This is a genomic window from Bradyrhizobium sp. I71, assembly GCF_022354745.1.
Lineage (GTDB): Bacteria > Pseudomonadota > Alphaproteobacteria > Rhizobiales > Xanthobacteraceae > Bradyrhizobium > Bradyrhizobium liaoningense.
Map to the genome: position 1 here is coordinate 2,299,855 of NZ_CP059398.1, position 15,266 is coordinate 2,315,120.

The window sequence follows — 15,266 nt, forward strand, 5'->3', positions numbered from 1 at the left end:
CGCCTCACCGCCCGTGTTCGAGCTGCCGCTTCTGCAGCCGTTCGTACAGCAGCAGCGGCACCAGCAGCACCATCAGCAGCACAATGGCGGCCGCGGACGCAACCGGCCAGTCCTTGTTGGTGAAGAATTCGAGCCACAGGGTCTGGCCGATCATCAGCGCATTGGAGCCGGCCAGGAGATCCGGGATGACAAATTCCCCGACGATCGGGATGAAGCACAGCAGCACGCCGGCGCCGACGCCGGGCAGCGACAACGGGAAGATGACCAGCCAGAACACCTGCCAGGGCGGCGCGCCGAGATCGGCGGCCGCCTCCTCCAGCGCCGGCTCCATCTTGGCGAGCGTGGCGTAGAGCGGCAGGATCATGAACGGCAAATAGGAATAGACGATGCCGATATACATCGCGGTGTCGGTGGAGAGCCACACCACGGGCTGGCTGACCAGATGCAGCGCCAGCAGGATCTGGTTGAGCAGGCCGTCATGCTGGAGGATGTTGATCCAGGCATAGATGCGGATCAGGAACGAGGTCCAGAACGGCACGATCACCAGCACCATGGCCACCGCCTGCCAGCGCTTCGGCAGCCGCGCCATGCCATAGGCGATGGGATAGCCGATCAGAAGCAGCAGCGCGGTCGCGGTCACGGCGACCGTGAGGCTGCGCATATAGGCAAACACATAGATGTCGTCGGAGACGAGCAGCTTGAAATTGTCGGCCGAGAGGGCGGCAAAGGCGCCTCTGAGCGCGTCCCATCCCGCCGTCAGGTCGAAGACCGGCGCGTAGGGCGGCTGTGCGATCGCCGTCTGCGACAGGCTGATCTTGAGCACGAAGGCGAACGGCACCAGGAAGAACAGCACCATCCAGACATAGGGTGCGATCGCGGCAAAGCGCGCCGGCCGCGCGAAGATGCGGCGGGAGCTCATGACGGCAGCACCACGCAATCGTCGGGCGTGAACCAGGCGACGACGTGCTGGTTCAGGCTGTAGGCGTCGACGTCGATGCGTGCGCTGTTGACGACCGAAGCCTGCACCATCCCGCCGGTGTCGAGCCTCACCTTGTAGGTCGTGGTGCCGCCGAGATAGCAGATGTCCGCAATCACGCCGTCCAGCCGGTTGATCGCCGTTTCATGACCGGCTTCTCTCACCGGACCGCGGCGCGACAGCTTGACCTTCTCGGGGCGAATCGCGACCGCCAATCTTCCCGCGCCGACCGGCTCGCGCGGCTCGGCCACCACCAGCGCACCCGCATCACGCGTGCCGATGACCAGCCGGTGACCATCGCGCAATTTGGACTCGCCGTCGAACAGATTGATGTCGCCGACGAACTCCGCGATCCAGCGCGAGCGCGGCGCCTCATAGAGCTCGCGGGGGCTCGCGACCTGGGCGAGCTTGCCGGCCTTCATCACGCCGATCCGGCTCGCCATCGTCATCGCCTCCTCCTGATCGTGAGTGACGATGATGAAGGTCATGCCGAGCCGCCGCTGCAGCTCCATCAGCTCGCCTTGCGTGCTCTCGCGCAGCCTCTTGTCGAGCGCGGCGAGCGGCTCGTCGAGCAGCAGCAATTGCGGCCGGCGCGCCAGGGCGCGGGCGAGCGCCACGCGCTGGCGCTGGCCGCCGGAGAGCTGGTCAGGCTTGCGCCTCTCCAGCCCCTCGAGCTTCACCAGCGCGACCATTTCCGCAACGCGGGTGGCGATGTCGGCGCGGGGCATGCCGGCGCGCTTCAGGCCGAAGGCGATGTTGTCGCGCACGGACAGATGCGGGAACAGCGCATAGTTCTGGAACATCATGTTGACCGGGCGCTCGTGCGGCAGTGCCTGCGCGATGTCCTTGCCGCCGAGCAGGATGCGCCCCTCGTCCGGCGCCTCGAAGCCCGCAAGCATGCGCAAGAGCGTGGTCTTGCCGCAGCCGCTGGGACCGAGCAGCGCGAAGAACTCGCCGGCCTTGATTTCGAGTGAGACGCCATCCACGGCGCGGAACGTCCCGAACGTCTTGGCGACGCCCTCGATCCGCAGCAGCGGCTCCCCTGCCGCCGGATACGGATCTCCACCGGCCGCATTGGCCGCGGTGTCTGTTCTGGGCAACTCGTCCGTCATGGTCCCCGCCAACCCCAATTCCGCCGCACGCTAGCGGCCGATCGTCCCTAGCTCAACCAGTTCGGGATGAATCGTTCACATCCGCCATGAACGCCGCCAGCGCGTCACGGTCCGCCGCGGGCATGGTCAGGCCGAGCTTGGAGCGACGCCACAGGACGTCCTCGGGGAAGCGCGCCCATTCGCGGCTCATCAGGTAACGCACCTCGGCGCCGGTCAGCTCGGGGCCGAAGGCAGGGCCGAGATCGTCGCGGGTCTTGGCGTCCCCGAGCACCGCCGGCAATCGCGAGCCATAGGCCGCAACCAGGCGCCGGGCCTGCGGCTCCGAGAGGAACCGCCAGCGCTCGCGTGCGAGGTCGATCGCGGTGTCGAAGCGATCCCAGGCAAAATCGCCGCCGGGCAGCGCCGCGCCGGCGGTCCAGGGCGGCGACATCGGATGGAACGGCGTCAGCTTCGTCACCGCACGCTCCGCGCGCAGGCGCGACGTGGTGACGTCGCCGCCGAACATCGTGAGCAGCGGCGCCTTGCGCCGGCGCGCGTGGAACAGGGTCGTGCCGTCACCTCGCAGCGCCGACGCCGGCCTCAAATTGACGCCCGAAACCGCCCGGACCACGTCGGCCGGAGCGATGCGCTCGCGGAAGTAGCGGCTGGCCGCTTCGCAGAGATAGCTGACGTCGGTGCCGGTCATCGCGACGATGGCGGGATCGCCGGTGAAATCATGCGTGACGGTGCCGATCAGCGTGAACTCCCGCTCGAACGGGCTTGCGAAGATCAACCGCCCGTCGTTGTTCTGGAAGACGTAGACGTTGTCCGAATCGAACAGCCGCGGCACGATGATCTGGCTCATCTGCACGGCCGTCGCGGCGGGCTGTGGCTGGCGCAGGACCGTCTCTGCGACCAACGAGGTCCAGCCGCCGGTAGTGTTGGCCAGCGCCAGGCTCGTGATGCTGCGGCGATGGCCGCGATCGACCACGGCGAGGCGCCAAATTTCGGTTCTGTCGGCACGCACGCAGCGTGCCCCGGTTCGGATCGCCGCGCCGCGTTCGGCCGCGTCCAGCGCCGTGAGCACCACGAGGCGGGAATCGTCGACGACGCAGTCCGAATATTCGAACGCCGTGCCGAATGGGCGCCTTAGCGCGTTGCCGACCGGATGGTGGGTGATGTCGAGGGTCTTCGATCGAGGCAGGCCGCTCCGGCTGGCGAGGCCGTCATAGAGGAACAAACCGGCGCGCAGCAGCCATGGTGGACGCTCGTCCGAATGCACGGGAATCACGAAACGCATCGGCCGGACCAGATGCGGCGCGATCCGGAGCCAGGTCCGGCGCTCGGCGAGCGCCCGGCGCACCCGCCAAAAGCCGCGCCGCTCCAGCACCGACAGGTCGCCATGGATCAGCCGCGGCGTCGCCGACGACGCAGCGCCCGCGAGATCGCCCTGCTCGAAGAGGATAACCCGCAGGCCGCGGCCCGCCGCATCGCGGGCGAGACTGACACCGTTCAGGCCGCCGCCGATGATCGCGAGGTCGTAATCCGCCATGAAGCCGTCGAATGGAAGCGAAGCACTCCCATAACTAGCCGGTCTTCAGCGCAAGCTCCATGGCATCGGTGCGACCGACGAGGCCGGCATATTTCCCGATCGGCAACGGCTTGCCGAGCAGATAGCCCTGCACGCCGTCGCAGCCTTCCCTGGCGAGGAAGGCGAGCTGGTCCACCGTCTCGACGCCTTCGGCGATGATCGACATTTCGAGGCCGTGGCCGAGATCGATCACCGCGCGCACGATCGCCGCCGATTGCGGATTGCGGCCGAGATTGACGATGAAGGCGCGGTCGATCTTGATCTTGTCGAACGGGAACGCCTGGAGGTAGCTCAGCGAGGAGTAACCGCTGCCGAAATCGTCCATGGAGATGCGCACGCCGAGCGCCTTCAGGCGGCGCAGCAGCGCAAGGCCGCGATCGAAATCTTCGATCAGCACGCCCTCGGTGATCTCGAGCTCGAGCCGGCCCGGTGCAAGGCCCGTCTCGATCAGGATCGAATGGACCAGTCCGACCACGTCACCGTGCATGAACTGCGCCGGCGACAGATTGACCGCGACCTGGAGCGGCTTCGGCCAGGACGCCGCCTCGCGGCAGGCCTCGCGCAGGATCCACTCGCCCATCTCGACGATCAGGCCGCTCTCCTCGGCGATTGGAATGAATTCGGCAGGCGAAACCTGGCCACGCACCGGATGCTGCCAGCGCGCCAGCGCCTCGAAGCCGATGATCTCGCTCTCGGCGACGCTGTGGCCCGCGGCCCCCTGCGGCTGGAAGGCGAGCGAGAGCTCGCCGTTCTTGACCGCCATCGAGAGGTCCTGATGCAGCACGCGGCGATCACGGATCTGCTGGTCCATCTCCGGCTGGTAGAGGCTGATCGTGCCGCGCGACTTCTGCTTGGCGCGGAACAGCGCCGCGCCCGCATTGGCGAGCAGCGAGGCGCCGTCGGTGCCATTGTGCGGGAAGACCGACATGCCGGTGGTGATGCCGGCACGGACCGGCCGGCCGTCGATCTGGAATTCCCGGGCGACGGCTTCGCCGATCTGCCGCGCCAGCGCGAGGCCCGCCTCGGGCTGCTTGCCATCGATGATCAGGCCGAACTCGTCGCCGGACAGACGCGCCACCACGCCGCCGCGCGCGGAGTCCTGGAGCCGATGGGCTACCTCGATCAGGAGCTTGTCGCCGAGCGCATGGCCGAAGACGTCGTTGACCTCCTTGAGCCCGTCGAGGTCGACGCAGAGCACGGCGAACTCCTCGCCGGTGCCTTCGCAGGCCTCGATCATCTGGGTCAGCGCCTGGAGGAAGGCGGCGCGGTTCGGCAGATCGGTGAGGCCGTCGTGATAGGCCATGTGCGCCATGCGCGACTCGGTCTGGCGGCGGTCGGTGACGTCCTCGTGGGTCTTGATCAGATATTGCGGTTCGCCGGCATCATTGAGCACGGTGGCGCGGCGGGTGAGGAACAACCGCAGGCCGTCCTTGGTGGAGATCGGATGCTCCTCGGTGATCATCCCGCGCTTCTTGATCGCGGCCTCATCGCGCGCGATGATCAGCTTGGCTTCCTTGGCGTTGAAGATGTCGGACGCGGTCAGGCCGGTGGTTTCCTCGCGCCTGCGGTTGAGGATCGTCTCCGCGCTGCGGTTGGCGAGCAGATAGCGGCCGTCCTTGACCTGTTCCACGATCAGCGCAACCGGGATGTTGTCGACCACGAGCTCGAGGAACTTCTTGGTGCTCTCCAGCTCCTGCGACAGCGAGCGGCGGTCGGTGATGTCCTCGAACACGATGAGCAGAAATTCGGGCTTGTTGCTCTCGTTGCGGACCACGATCCGGATCGAGGCGACCATGCGCCGCGCGCCGGCACGGTCGACTTCGAACTCATTGCGGTATTGGCCATCCGGCGAATTGAGCGCCGCCTGGTCGGCCGCCTCGATGCTGGACGCCGAACTCGGCGCAAACAGCTCCCGCGCTCTCCTGCCGACGGCGAAGTCCCGCGACAATCCCCAGAACCGCTCATAGGCGCTGTTGGCGAAGATGTAGCAACCGTCCTCGATGCTCTTGGCTGCGACGCAGGCCGGCACGTGGTCGAGCACCGATTCCAGGAATTGCTTGGTGGAGGCGAGCTGCCGCGACAGCCGGCGCTGCTCGCTGACGTCGAGATGCGTGGCCACCGAGCCGCCGTTCGGCAGCACGAAGTACTTCACCAGGATGGCCCGCCCGTCGGGCAGTTCCGTGATCAGACCATTGGCGCTTGCCGCCTTGTCGTAAAATTCGTCGTCGGAGGCGCCCAGCACTCCGCGCTTGCGCCGAAGCGCGAGGAGCTCGCGGCCGTCCATGCCAGCCCGGACGTCCGACCGCGTCAGGCCATAGATCTCGAGATAGCGGTCATTGCAGAAGATGACGCGGCGTTGCGCATCCGTCATCACCACGCCCTGATTGAGATTGTTCATGGCGGAGGAGATGAAGGCGTTGCGCCGCAACTGCAGACGTCTGGTCCGGCGCAGCGAGGAATGGATCCACAGCGCGATCGCGGCGAGGAACGAGCACACGACGATGCCCGCAATCAGGGCTTCCCAGATCACGCTGGGATCGAGCTTGGTGAGATCGCCCGGAGCGGCGAAGCTGTCCGACAGCGCAAAGGCACGCGCAGGCGTGACCGCACCGGCCAAGCATGCGACGGCCTGCACAGCAATCGGAAGCGCGCTGCCCGCGTGCCAGTTCTTCTCAGCCATCAGCCACCCGCGATTTCAACGTCGGATTGTCTGGCCTCGCGGGTTTGGATCGGGTAAACGCCTGTAGGCGCAACAGAAAAATGTGACGCGAAATGCGGCAATTGCCCTGACATGATAAATGCTTGCTTAATGGAAAACGGGCCCGCGCCCTCGTTCTCGGCTCCAATGCCACCGGCACTTCCAGCGGACATTCTGCACAACCATGGATAGGGTCGATTGCATCGTCATCGGAGCCGGCGTCGTCGGGCTCGCGGTGGCCCGGAAGCTCGCCCAGGCCGGGCGCGAGGTCATCGTGCTCGAGGCAGCCGAGGCCATTGGCACCGTCACCTCCTCGCGCAACAGTGAGGTGATCCATGCCGGCATCTACTATCGCGCCGGGAGCTGGATGGCGCGCATGTGCGTCAGCGGCAAGCACGCGCTCTACCGCTATTGCGCCGAGCGCGGCATCCCTCACAAGAATTGCGGCAAGCTGATCGTTGCGACCAGCGCGAAGGAAACCGAGAAGCTGCAATCGATCAAGGCGCATGCCGAGGCCAATGGCGTGCTCGACATGCAGCTGCTCACGGGTGAGGCCGCGCGGGCGCTGGAGCCGGCGCTCGCCTGCGATGCTGCGCTGCTGTCACCGTCAACGGGCATCATCGACAGCCACGCCTACATGCTCTCGCTGCGCGGCGAGGCCGAGGACGCCGGCGCGGCCTTCGCATTCCACACCCCGCTGATCCGCGCCAAGGCGACTGCCGGCGTCATCGACGTCGAGGCCGGCGGCGAGGCGCCGATGACGCTGCAATGCAGCCTCCTCGTCAACGCCGCGGGGCTGTCGGCGACGAATGTCGCGCGCAACATCGACGGCATGCCGCTGGACCGGATTCCTCCGGCCTATCTCGCCAAGGGAAATTACTTCAGCTGCAACGCCAAGGCGCCGTTCTCGCGCCTGATCTATCCGGTGCCCGAGCCCGGCGGGCTAGGGGTCCATCTGACGCTGGACATGGCAGGGCAGGCACGTTTCGGGCCCGACGTCGAATGGATCGAGACGATCAACTACGAGGTCGATCCGTCACGCGCAGAGCGCTTCTATCCGGCGATCCGCAAATACTGGCCGACGCTGCCCGATGGCGCGCTGATGCCGAGCTATTCGGGCATCCGGCCGAAGATCGTGCCGCCGGCCGTGGCCACGCAGGACTTCTTGATGCAGGGCCCGCATGATCACGGCGTCGCAGGCCTGATCAACCTGTTCGGCATCGAATCCCCGGGACTGACGTCGTCGCTCGCGATCGCCGATCACGTCGCCGAGCTTGCAGACATCTAGCGCGTTTTCGCGTGAGGTGGATGACGGTTGGCGTCGAGAAACGGTCCGAACAAAGGTGGCGCCAGGCAAACGTCTTGCGCCACCTTGCAGCAGGGATGAGCACGAATGCCCTAATCCCTGCGTGAAAGGATGTGATCAACTCTACGATGTTACGGGGGTCGCTAGTGGAGCGTATCGCCGTGCTTCAGACGCTCGATCTGGTCCTTGACCATCAACTTCCGGCGCTTCAACTCAACAATTTGCAGGTCGTCTGTTGAAAGGTGCACGAGAGCTTCGTGCAATTCGTTTTCGAGAAGTTTGTGCTTCCGTTCCAATTCAACAAGATGTGCCTGAATTGTCATTCGAAACCTCCTCGGTAGGGTTGAACCTCAGGATTCGATCCGGACAAGCAAGTCTACATCAGCGATCCGTTCTGTCGATGGGTATCCGTCGCCGCAGTGTCATTTTTGAAAGTTCATATGTAACGAAGCGTGACTAGGGAACCGCGCGGGAAAAATCCGTGATATCAATGCGCCTGCGCGACGCCGCACCAGCCTGCAGAAATATCTTGCGGGAGATCGGCGAGCGGGGATCGCAGATCGCTTGCGATCACGCCGCGCAAGGACGATAATTTCCACAGGGCATCCACAGCCTTAATCTCACGCTTATCGGTTTTCGGCCACCGCAGACATGACCAATGAAGACGAGCGTGAGCTCGAAGCCGAGCTCACCCGGTTGCAGCAGGAACACCGAGATCTGGACGCCGCGATCGATGCACTGCATCAATCGCCCGCCCCCGACCTATTGCGGTTACAGCGGTTGAAGAAGCGCAAGCTGTTGTTGCGTGACCGCATCGCGTTCATCGAAGACCAGATTACCCCCGACATCATCGCCTGATCCGTGAGGGCGGCCTGCACCGCGGCGCCCGCATGAATCCGCTTGACTTGATAAGAACAAAATAGGAACATTTTGGAGCGCCCCAACCTCCGAAATGCCCAAGCCCACGACACGAGGACAACGCAGATGTCGGCAACGCCCCTTCTCGACAACAGCCATTATGAACAGGCCTGCGATCAGGCGATCGCGATGTGCGACGGCAATCTGCGCAGCACGATCAAAGCGCTGATCATGGCCAATGAATATCTGGAAACCGAGCTGGAGGAATTGCAGGCGGCGATTTCCGCCGGCTGCATTCCGGAGACCTCGCGCAGCAAGATGCGGAGCAAGAGCAGCGCCGCCTGATTTTCAACAACCGGAGCAACGCCATGTCGGATGTGACCTACTACGTTGCAATGCCCTTCTTGATCGATGCAGACGGCTCGCCGGTCGCGGGCACTGCCGAGGAATGCCAGACCTCGACCGCGGCGCTGCGGCGCGCCGAGATATTGGCCCACGGTGCCGGCCACATCGGCGCGGTCGCATTCAGCCGCAGCGGCGATCCCATGACCGGCGAATTCGGCGACGCCAGACTGCTGCGCAAATTCGGCAACGTGCCGGAAGATCTGGGGACACTGTAAGTTCAGCTGCTGACCAGCCTGATCTGCGGCTCGTGCCGCCGACACGCTTTGCGCACGTACATGGCGGCGTCCGCCTCCTCCAGGGCGCGGCCGGCGTCGGACTGCGCCCCCAGCAGCGCGACGCCGGCGGAAGCGCCCGCGGTCACGTGCTGGCCGCGAAAGACGAAGGACAATTCGTCGATCGCCTGCTCGAAGGCCGCGGCCTTCGCCTTGGCGTCGGTCTCGCTGAGATTCCAGAGCAGGAGGGCGAACTCGTCGCCCCCGAGCCGGCCGACCACGTCGGAGGCACGGACCTGTCGCGTCAGCGTGACGACGATCGCCTTGAGCACCTCGTCGCCGGCGGCATGCCCGAACGAATCGTTGATCGGCTTGAGCCGATCGACGTCGAGCACGATCAGTGCCCCGCTGGCGCGGTAGCGCTTCATATAGGCGATGGCGCGCGCAAGCTCGCGCTCGAAGCCGCGCCGGTTGGGAATCTCGAGCAGGAAATCGGTGTCGGCCACAGCTTCCAGTTCCGCGACCCGGAGCTGCGCCTCCTTGAGCTTGGCTCGCAGGCCCCGGATTGTCGCCCTGGCGTTTTCCTTGGCCCCATCATCGCCAGAGGCGGCGCGCCGGGGCGGCTTCGCCGAACGCTTGGTCAGCCGTTTGGGGGCGGATCGGCCGGCGCTGGTTTTCCGGCCGTTTTTGGCCTTCGCAGCGCTCGCCCTTCTTGGTTTCTTCATGGGCATCCTGCTCAATGAAGGCTTGCGGGGATTCACCAAGACAGGATAGTGGATTCCCTTCTCCTTGCCACCGCCTTGCGAGCCGCCGGCCGGAACCGTAAATCTGGCCTATCTTTCTGTTTTTCCGGGCACAATTGACGTCATGACCGCGCCGATCGCCATCATCATGGGAAGCCAGTCGGACTGGGACACGATGCGGCATGCTGCCGACACGCTTGACGCGCTCGGCATTGCCGCCGACAGCCGCGTCGTCTCGGCACATCGCACGCCCGACCGGCTGTTTGCTTTCGCCAAGGGCGCCAAGGCTGCAGGTTACCAGGTCATTATCGCGGGTGCCGGTGGGGCTGCACATCTGCCCGGCATGGCGGCGGCGCTGACGGAACTCCCGGTATTCGGCGTTCCCGTCGAATCCAAGACCCTCAAGGGCGTCGATTCGCTCTATTCGATCGTCCAGATGCCGGCGGGTGTCCCGGTCGGCACCCTCGCCATCGGCAAGGCCGGTGCGATCAACGCCGCGCTGTTGGCGGCCGCCGTGCTGGCATTGTCCGACCCGGCCCTGTCCGATCGCCTCGCCGCCTGGCGCAAGGCGCAAACTGAGGCGGTCGCCGAGCGCCCGGAGGACAAGGCGTGACCGACCCCAGGCATGTGAAGCTGAAGCCCGGTGACACCATCGGAATCCTCGGCGGCGGACAATTGGGCCGGATGCTGGCCATGGCTGCGGCCCGGCTCGGCCTGCGCTGCCAGGTATTCTCGCCCGATCCGGATTCGCCGGCCTTCGACGTCGTGCTGAACGCGACCTGCGCCGAATATGCCGATGTCGAAGCGCTCGAGCTGTTCGCGAACGACGTCGACGTCATCACCTATGAATTCGAGAACGTGCCCGCAGCAGCCGCGATGGTGCTGGATGCGCGCCGACCCGTGCTGCCGAACCGCAAGATCCTCGAGACCACCCAGGACCGCCTTGCCGAGAAGGATTTCGTCACGCGGCTCGGGATCGGCACTGCAGCCTATGCCGACGTCACCTCCGTCCCCGCCCTGCGCGAGGCGATCGCCAGGATCGGCCTTCCGGCCGTGCTGAAAACCCGCCGCTTCGGTTATGACGGCAAAGGCCAGGTCATCATCCGCGACGGCGACGACATCGCGAAGGTGTGGACCAGCCTCGCCACCAAATCGGCGATCCTGGAGGCCTTCGTGCCGTTCGAGCGCGAGATCTCCGTGATCGCCGCGCGCTCGGCCGCAGGCGAGGTCGAGTGTTTCGACGTCACCGAGAACGAGCACCGCGACCACATCCTGAAGATATCGCGCGCGCCCGCGCCGATTCCGGATGCGCTCGCCGAGGAAGCGCGCAGCATCGCCGGCAAGATCGCAGGCGCGCTCGACTATGTCGGCGTGCTCGCCGTCGAGATGTTCGTGCTCGCCAATGGCACCGGACCGAAGGTGCTGGTCAACGAGATCGCTCCGCGCGTGCACAATTCCGGGCACTGGACGCTCGATGGCGCCTCGGTCTCGCAGTTCGAGCAGCACATCCGCGCCATCGCCGGCTGGCCGCTCGGCAAGCCCGTGCGCCACGGCGAAGTCGTCACCATGACCAACCTGATCGGCGACGAGATCAACGATTACGAAAGGTGGATGAGTGTGCCGGGCGCGACCGTGCACATCTACGGCAAGGGCGCGCCGCGACCCGGCCGCAAGATGGGTCATGTCACCGAAGTCCGGCCGCCCAAGGGCGAATGAGGGGACCGCGGCTGCCAAAGCGCGATGCGATTGGGATGAATCGTCATCGCGCTTTGGGTTGTTGTTGAAGCATGATCTTTTCGGAATGCCGCTACGCACTTTTCCGGATCATGCTTTGGCCGCGATCCCGTTTTGCGATTACGCCGTCTTCACGCCCGCAACGACGCCGGCGGGCTCCTCGCTGAGCCAGCGATAGATCACCCCGCCCAGCGCGCCGCCGATCAGCGGTGCTACCCAGAACAGCCAGAGTTGCGACAGCGCCCAGCCGCCAACGAACAGCGCCGGGCCCGTGCTGCGCGCCGGGTTCACCGAGGTGTTGGTGACGGGAATGCTGACGAGATGGATCATCACCAGCGCGAGCCCGATCGCGAGCGGTGCGAAGCCCGCCGGCGCGCGGCCATGGGTGGCACCCATGATGATGAACAGAAACATCATGGTCATCACCACCTCGGTGAGGAAGCACACCATCATGCTGTACTGGCCGGGCGAATGCGCATCATAGCCGTTGGAGGCAAAGCCCTTGCTGACGTCGAATCCGGGCGCCCCGCTCGCGATGACATAGAGGAGCCACGCGGCAACGACCGCGCCCGCCACCTGGGCGATCACGTAGGGCAGGATCTGGCCGGCCGGAAAGCGGCCGCCGGCGGCAAGGCCGACCGTGACGGCCGGATTGAGATGGCAGCCGGAGATATGCCCGATCGCATAGGCCATGGTGACGACGCTCAAGCCGAATGCGAGAGAGACACCGACCAGGCCGATGCCGACCTGCGGGAAACCGGCCGCGATCACCGCGCTGCCGCAACCGGCGAATGTGAGCCAAAAAGTGCCGATGGCTTCGGCGGCGTATTTCTTCATGTCCATGTGGACTCCCCTGATTTCAGCTCCGGATCAACTTCCGGAAACGGCCCGCCTTCCGGCGCCAAATCACCCAAATTGCGACCGTTCGGAGGTATTTTCGCCGCATTTAATGGCCGAACTTGGCCCGAAAACCCGCTTGGCCGGTGGACATCCAAGGTTTTGTCTGATACATCCGCGCGCTCAAGGCCAAGGGCGCCCGGCTTTTTGCCATCCCCTTTGACTTACCAGAATTCAAATCCGATCCACTGAAGAGGATGCCGCGTGCAGGTTCTCGTTCGCGATAACAACGTCGATCAAGCTCTCAAGGCGCTGAAGAAGAAGATGCAGCGCGAGGGCATTTTCCGCGAGATGAAGCTCCGCGGTCACTACGAGAAGCCCTCCGAAAAGAAGGCCCGCGAAAAGGCCGAAGCTGTGCGCCGTGCGCGCAAGCTGGCCCGCAAGAAGCTGCAGCGCGAAGGCCTGCTGCCGATGAAGCCGAAGCCGGTGTTCGGCGCAGGCCCGGGCGGTGATCGCGGCGGTCGTGGCGGCCCCGGTGCAGGTCCGCGCGGACCGCGCTGATTCGCCGAACCTTTAAGACCTCGGTTTTCGATGACGCGGGCCCTTGGCCCGCGTTATTGTTTATGAGCGGTGCCTTCGCGGGACGGGGCACTGCCGATGCGGCGCTAAAGCGCGATAAGATTGGATGAATGGTCATCGCGCTTTAGGTAGTTGTTTGAGCACGATCTCCGCGCAAACGCGTTCCGCGTTTGTCGCGAGAGGAAACCGCGGCACACTTTGCCGGATCATGCTTTAGCGCGAGCGAACCGTAGATGGCTTCCCCTTTCCCCCGGCGCAGCTTGGCGTGGCGACGCCGGATCTGGCAGCAGCCGCTCGCGTTGGGTTTGATGGGGATCGCGCTATGCGGCTGCTCCTTCGATCTGGGATCGTTGATCCCGGAGAAGGACAAGCCCCAGGAGACGCCCAAGGCGGAGGCGCCTGCCGAGAGCGCGGTGAGCGCCGGCAACGTCACCGAAGCTCAGGCCCACACCGCAAAGGCCCAGTCCCTGGCGAAGTCAGGGGAGACCGCGGCAGCGCTCGACGAGTTCAATCGCGCCGTCGGGCTCGATCCCTACAATGCGCAGGCACTCTATGGCCGCGCCCTGATCTACCAGGGCAATAACCAGCACAACTTCGCGATCGCCGATTTCAGCGCCGCGAGCGGGCTCAACCCGCAGAAGGTCGAGCCTCTGCTCGGCCGCGCCACCAGCTATCTCGCGATCGGCAAGCTCAAGGAGGCCGCAGCCGATCTCGATGAAGCCTCCGAGGCGGATCCGCACAATGCCCAGGTCTGGACCACGCGCGGACAGGCCTATGAGCGATTGGGGGACAGGGCCAAGGCGGCGGCGTCCTACACCAAGGCCGTCGCGCTACGTCCACGCGATGACGCCGCCCGCAGCGGCCTCGCCCGCGTCGGCGGCTGACGGTCTGGCGCAGCGCGGGCCAGTCTTAATCGGGCGTGGCGCTCTTCGGCAGAACGGAGTTGAACATCGACTTCATGCCCGACAGCATCTCGTCGGCGACATTGGTCTTCCTCGGCCGCGGCATGGAGGCACCAACATCGGCACGCAGGTCGAGCGGGGGCGCTATGACCGGCACGGGAATGTCAGCCGGCGGCGTCACCCGATTCGGATCGTCGCTGCCGACCGAGGCCGTGTAGGGCGGATTGGAGCCGCCATTCCCATAGGCCTCAGATGAGGGCGTCGAGACCGTGATCGGCGGCGGCAGCGGACGGACCATGGACGGCTCCATGCCAATGACCCGCGGCGCCTCCGGCGTGCGGGCGGCTTCCCGCACCGCAGGCTCCGCCGACCTCTCGGTTGGCTTGGCCTCGGACGACTTGACCTCGGCAGGCTTGGTTTCGGAAGATCTGGCCTCAGCTGACCTGCCCTCGGGCGACTTGCGAAGGCGCTCGATCGCGGCACGTACGAGATCGTTGGCATCGGGGGTTGCGGCCGGAGCGCCAGCAGCTGGCGCCGAATTGGCCTCGACCACCGGCGCAACGGCGGCAGGCGCGGTCACGGCCGGCGTAGACTTGGCGACCGCCTTTTCACGGGCGGACGGCTTGGCGCGCGGGCTCTCGGCCGGAGCCTTCTCCGCCCCCTTGGGCTCGGCGATCGGCTGATGATCGGCCGCCTTGTCGGCTGCCGGCTTGTCGGTCACGCTCTTCTCGGCGATGCCCTTGGCCTTGACGCCGGGCGCAGGGAGGTTGGCGACATCAGCAGGCTTGCCGTTCTGGCCGGCGTCGGCGGGCGCAACAACGGCCGCGGGGGCATCAGCCGCCGGCTTGGCGTTGATGTAATGATTAACGATGTACGCCCCGATGATCGTCGCGAGCACCGAGGGGAAAATATCCATCGAGATTTTAGCGAGGTATTTCAGCATTTCTCGGCCACTCCCCGCGCGATCTGATGCGGGAACTTTAGGGCATTGTGAGGGATCAACTGCGACGGATCAATGGCAAAGGGTAACGCCGGACTTTACGGCTTCAGCTCGATCTCAAGGAACACGATCTCAGTTGAGGTTTCGTTAAGTACGTCGTGTTGGACGCCGGCCTTGCGGAAGTAGGATTTTCCGGCGGCGAGCTGCGCCTTGGACCGTTCGCCACCGGGCGCCACGATGGTCATCTCGCCGGCAACGACCGGAACAATCACGTAGTCCATCCCATGGGTGTGATGCCCGGTGGCGCTACCGGGGGCGAGCCGCCATTCGGTCACCCGGACCTGCTCGTTGTCGACCTGGACCTCGGACTTGGCGGCAAGCATCGAAACTCTCC

General features: G+C 65.3%; 17 protein-coding genes. 8 read left to right on the forward strand and 9 right to left on the reverse strand.

Annotated elements, in window-relative coordinates; translation table 11 throughout:
• Nucleotides 1-4: 4 nt before the first annotated feature.
• From FJV43_RS11400 to FJV43_RS11415, 4 genes are read right to left on the reverse strand one after another with little or no spacing between them, the layout of a single operon-like run.
• Entirely contained in the window at nucleotides 5-919 is a 915-nt protein-coding gene (locus FJV43_RS11400; protein ID WP_197968483.1) for an ABC transporter permease, read from the reverse strand.
• Nucleotides 916-2,088, reverse strand: a complete 1,173-nt coding sequence (locus tag FJV43_RS11405) for an ABC transporter ATP-binding protein (protein ID WP_239627055.1) — start codon at nucleotides 2,086-2,088, stop codon at nucleotides 916-918. The genes FJV43_RS11400 and FJV43_RS11405 overlap by 4 nt, the downstream gene beginning before the upstream one ends.
• A 52-nt stretch (nucleotides 2,089-2,140) precedes the next feature.
• Entirely contained in the window at nucleotides 2,141-3,619 is a 1,479-nt protein-coding gene (locus tag FJV43_RS11410; protein ID WP_239627057.1) for a glycerol-3-phosphate dehydrogenase, read from the reverse strand.
• A 34-nt stretch (nucleotides 3,620-3,653) separates the two neighbouring features.
• Nucleotides 3,654-6,338: an EAL domain-containing protein gene (locus FJV43_RS11415; protein WP_239627059.1), complete on the reverse strand. Its 2,685-nt coding sequence runs from the start codon at nucleotides 6,336-6,338 to the stop codon at nucleotides 3,654-3,656.
• Between the two features lie 202 nt (nucleotides 6,339-6,540).
• On the opposite strand from FJV43_RS11415, the gene FJV43_RS11420 reads away from it, so the two are divergent.
• Entirely contained in the window at nucleotides 6,541-7,644 is a 1,104-nt protein-coding gene (locus FJV43_RS11420; RefSeq protein ID WP_239627061.1) for an NAD(P)/FAD-dependent oxidoreductase, read from the forward strand.
• Between the two features lie 161 nt (nucleotides 7,645-7,805).
• Here FJV43_RS11420 and FJV43_RS11425 read toward each other — a convergent pair whose 3' ends face one another.
• On the reverse strand, nucleotides 7,806-7,985 hold the full coding sequence (locus FJV43_RS11425; protein WP_061880823.1) for a DUF465 domain-containing protein: 180 nt from the start codon (nucleotides 7,983-7,985) through the stop codon (nucleotides 7,806-7,808).
• Nucleotides 7,986-8,313: 328 nt separating this feature from the next.
• On the opposite strand from FJV43_RS11425, the gene FJV43_RS11430 reads away from it, so the two are divergent.
• From FJV43_RS11430 to FJV43_RS11440, 3 genes are all read left to right on the forward strand, one after another.
• Nucleotides 8,314-8,520 carry a DUF465 domain-containing protein gene (locus tag FJV43_RS11430; protein WP_008546179.1) on the forward strand — a complete coding sequence of 69 codons (207 nt, stop codon included), beginning with the start codon at nucleotides 8,314-8,316 and terminating at the stop codon, nucleotides 8,518-8,520.
• A gap of 126 nt (nucleotides 8,521-8,646) precedes the next feature.
• Nucleotides 8,647-8,865 (forward strand): hypothetical protein, encoded by a 219-nt coding sequence (locus FJV43_RS11435; RefSeq protein ID WP_028181615.1) that lies wholly within the window; start codon nucleotides 8,647-8,649, stop codon nucleotides 8,863-8,865.
• Nucleotides 8,866-8,888: 23 nt separating this feature from the next.
• Entirely contained in the window at nucleotides 8,889-9,140 is a 252-nt protein-coding gene (locus FJV43_RS11440) for a hypothetical protein (RefSeq protein ID WP_239627063.1), read from the forward strand.
• Nucleotides 9,141-9,142: 2 nt separating this feature from the next.
• On the opposite strand, the gene FJV43_RS11445 is transcribed toward FJV43_RS11440, so the two are convergent.
• Entirely contained in the window at nucleotides 9,143-9,862 is a 720-nt protein-coding gene (locus FJV43_RS11445; protein ID WP_239627065.1) for a GGDEF domain-containing protein, read from the reverse strand.
• A 142-nt stretch (nucleotides 9,863-10,004) separates the two neighbouring features.
• On the opposite strand from FJV43_RS11445, the gene purE reads away from it, so the two are divergent.
• Nucleotides 10,005-10,493 carry a 5-(carboxyamino)imidazole ribonucleotide mutase gene (purE, locus tag FJV43_RS11450; protein ID WP_028181612.1) on the forward strand — a complete coding sequence of 163 codons (489 nt, stop codon included), beginning with the start codon at nucleotides 10,005-10,007 and terminating at the stop codon, nucleotides 10,491-10,493.
• On the forward strand, nucleotides 10,490-11,596 hold the full coding sequence (locus tag FJV43_RS11455; RefSeq protein ID WP_239627067.1) for a 5-(carboxyamino)imidazole ribonucleotide synthase: 1,107 nt from the start codon (nucleotides 10,490-10,492) through the stop codon (nucleotides 11,594-11,596). Before purE ends, FJV43_RS11455 begins: the two co-directional genes overlap by 4 nt.
• 138 nt (nucleotides 11,597-11,734) lie before the next feature.
• Here the strand turns inward: FJV43_RS11455 and aqpZ are convergent, their stop codons facing one another.
• Complete coding sequence (aqpZ, locus tag FJV43_RS11460) at nucleotides 11,735-12,457, reverse strand: aquaporin Z (RefSeq protein ID WP_239627069.1); 723 nt, start codon at nucleotides 12,455-12,457, stop codon at nucleotides 11,735-11,737.
• A gap of 258 nt (nucleotides 12,458-12,715) precedes the next feature.
• Between aqpZ and rpsU the strand changes: the two genes are divergently transcribed.
• Together rpsU and FJV43_RS11470 are read left to right on the forward strand one after the other, a co-directional pair.
• Nucleotides 12,716-13,012, forward strand: coding sequence for a 30S ribosomal protein S21 (rpsU, locus tag FJV43_RS11465; RefSeq protein ID WP_008546194.1), 297 nt, complete (start codon nucleotides 12,716-12,718; stop codon nucleotides 13,010-13,012).
• Nucleotides 13,013-13,263: 251 nt separating this feature from the next.
• On the forward strand, nucleotides 13,264-13,914 hold the full coding sequence (locus FJV43_RS11470; RefSeq protein WP_239627071.1) for a tetratricopeptide repeat protein: 651 nt from the start codon (nucleotides 13,264-13,266) through the stop codon (nucleotides 13,912-13,914).
• Nucleotides 13,915-13,939: 25 nt separating this feature from the next.
• Here the strand turns inward: FJV43_RS11470 and FJV43_RS11475 are convergent, their stop codons facing one another.
• Nucleotides 13,940-14,875: a hypothetical protein gene (locus FJV43_RS11475; protein WP_239627073.1), complete on the reverse strand. Its 936-nt coding sequence runs from the start codon at nucleotides 14,873-14,875 to the stop codon at nucleotides 13,940-13,942.
• A gap of 95 nt (nucleotides 14,876-14,970) precedes the next feature.
• Nucleotides 14,971-15,255 (reverse strand): cupin domain-containing protein, encoded by a 285-nt coding sequence (locus tag FJV43_RS11480; protein ID WP_014492439.1) that lies wholly within the window; start codon nucleotides 15,253-15,255, stop codon nucleotides 14,971-14,973.
• Nucleotides 15,256-15,266: the final 11 nt, after the last annotated feature.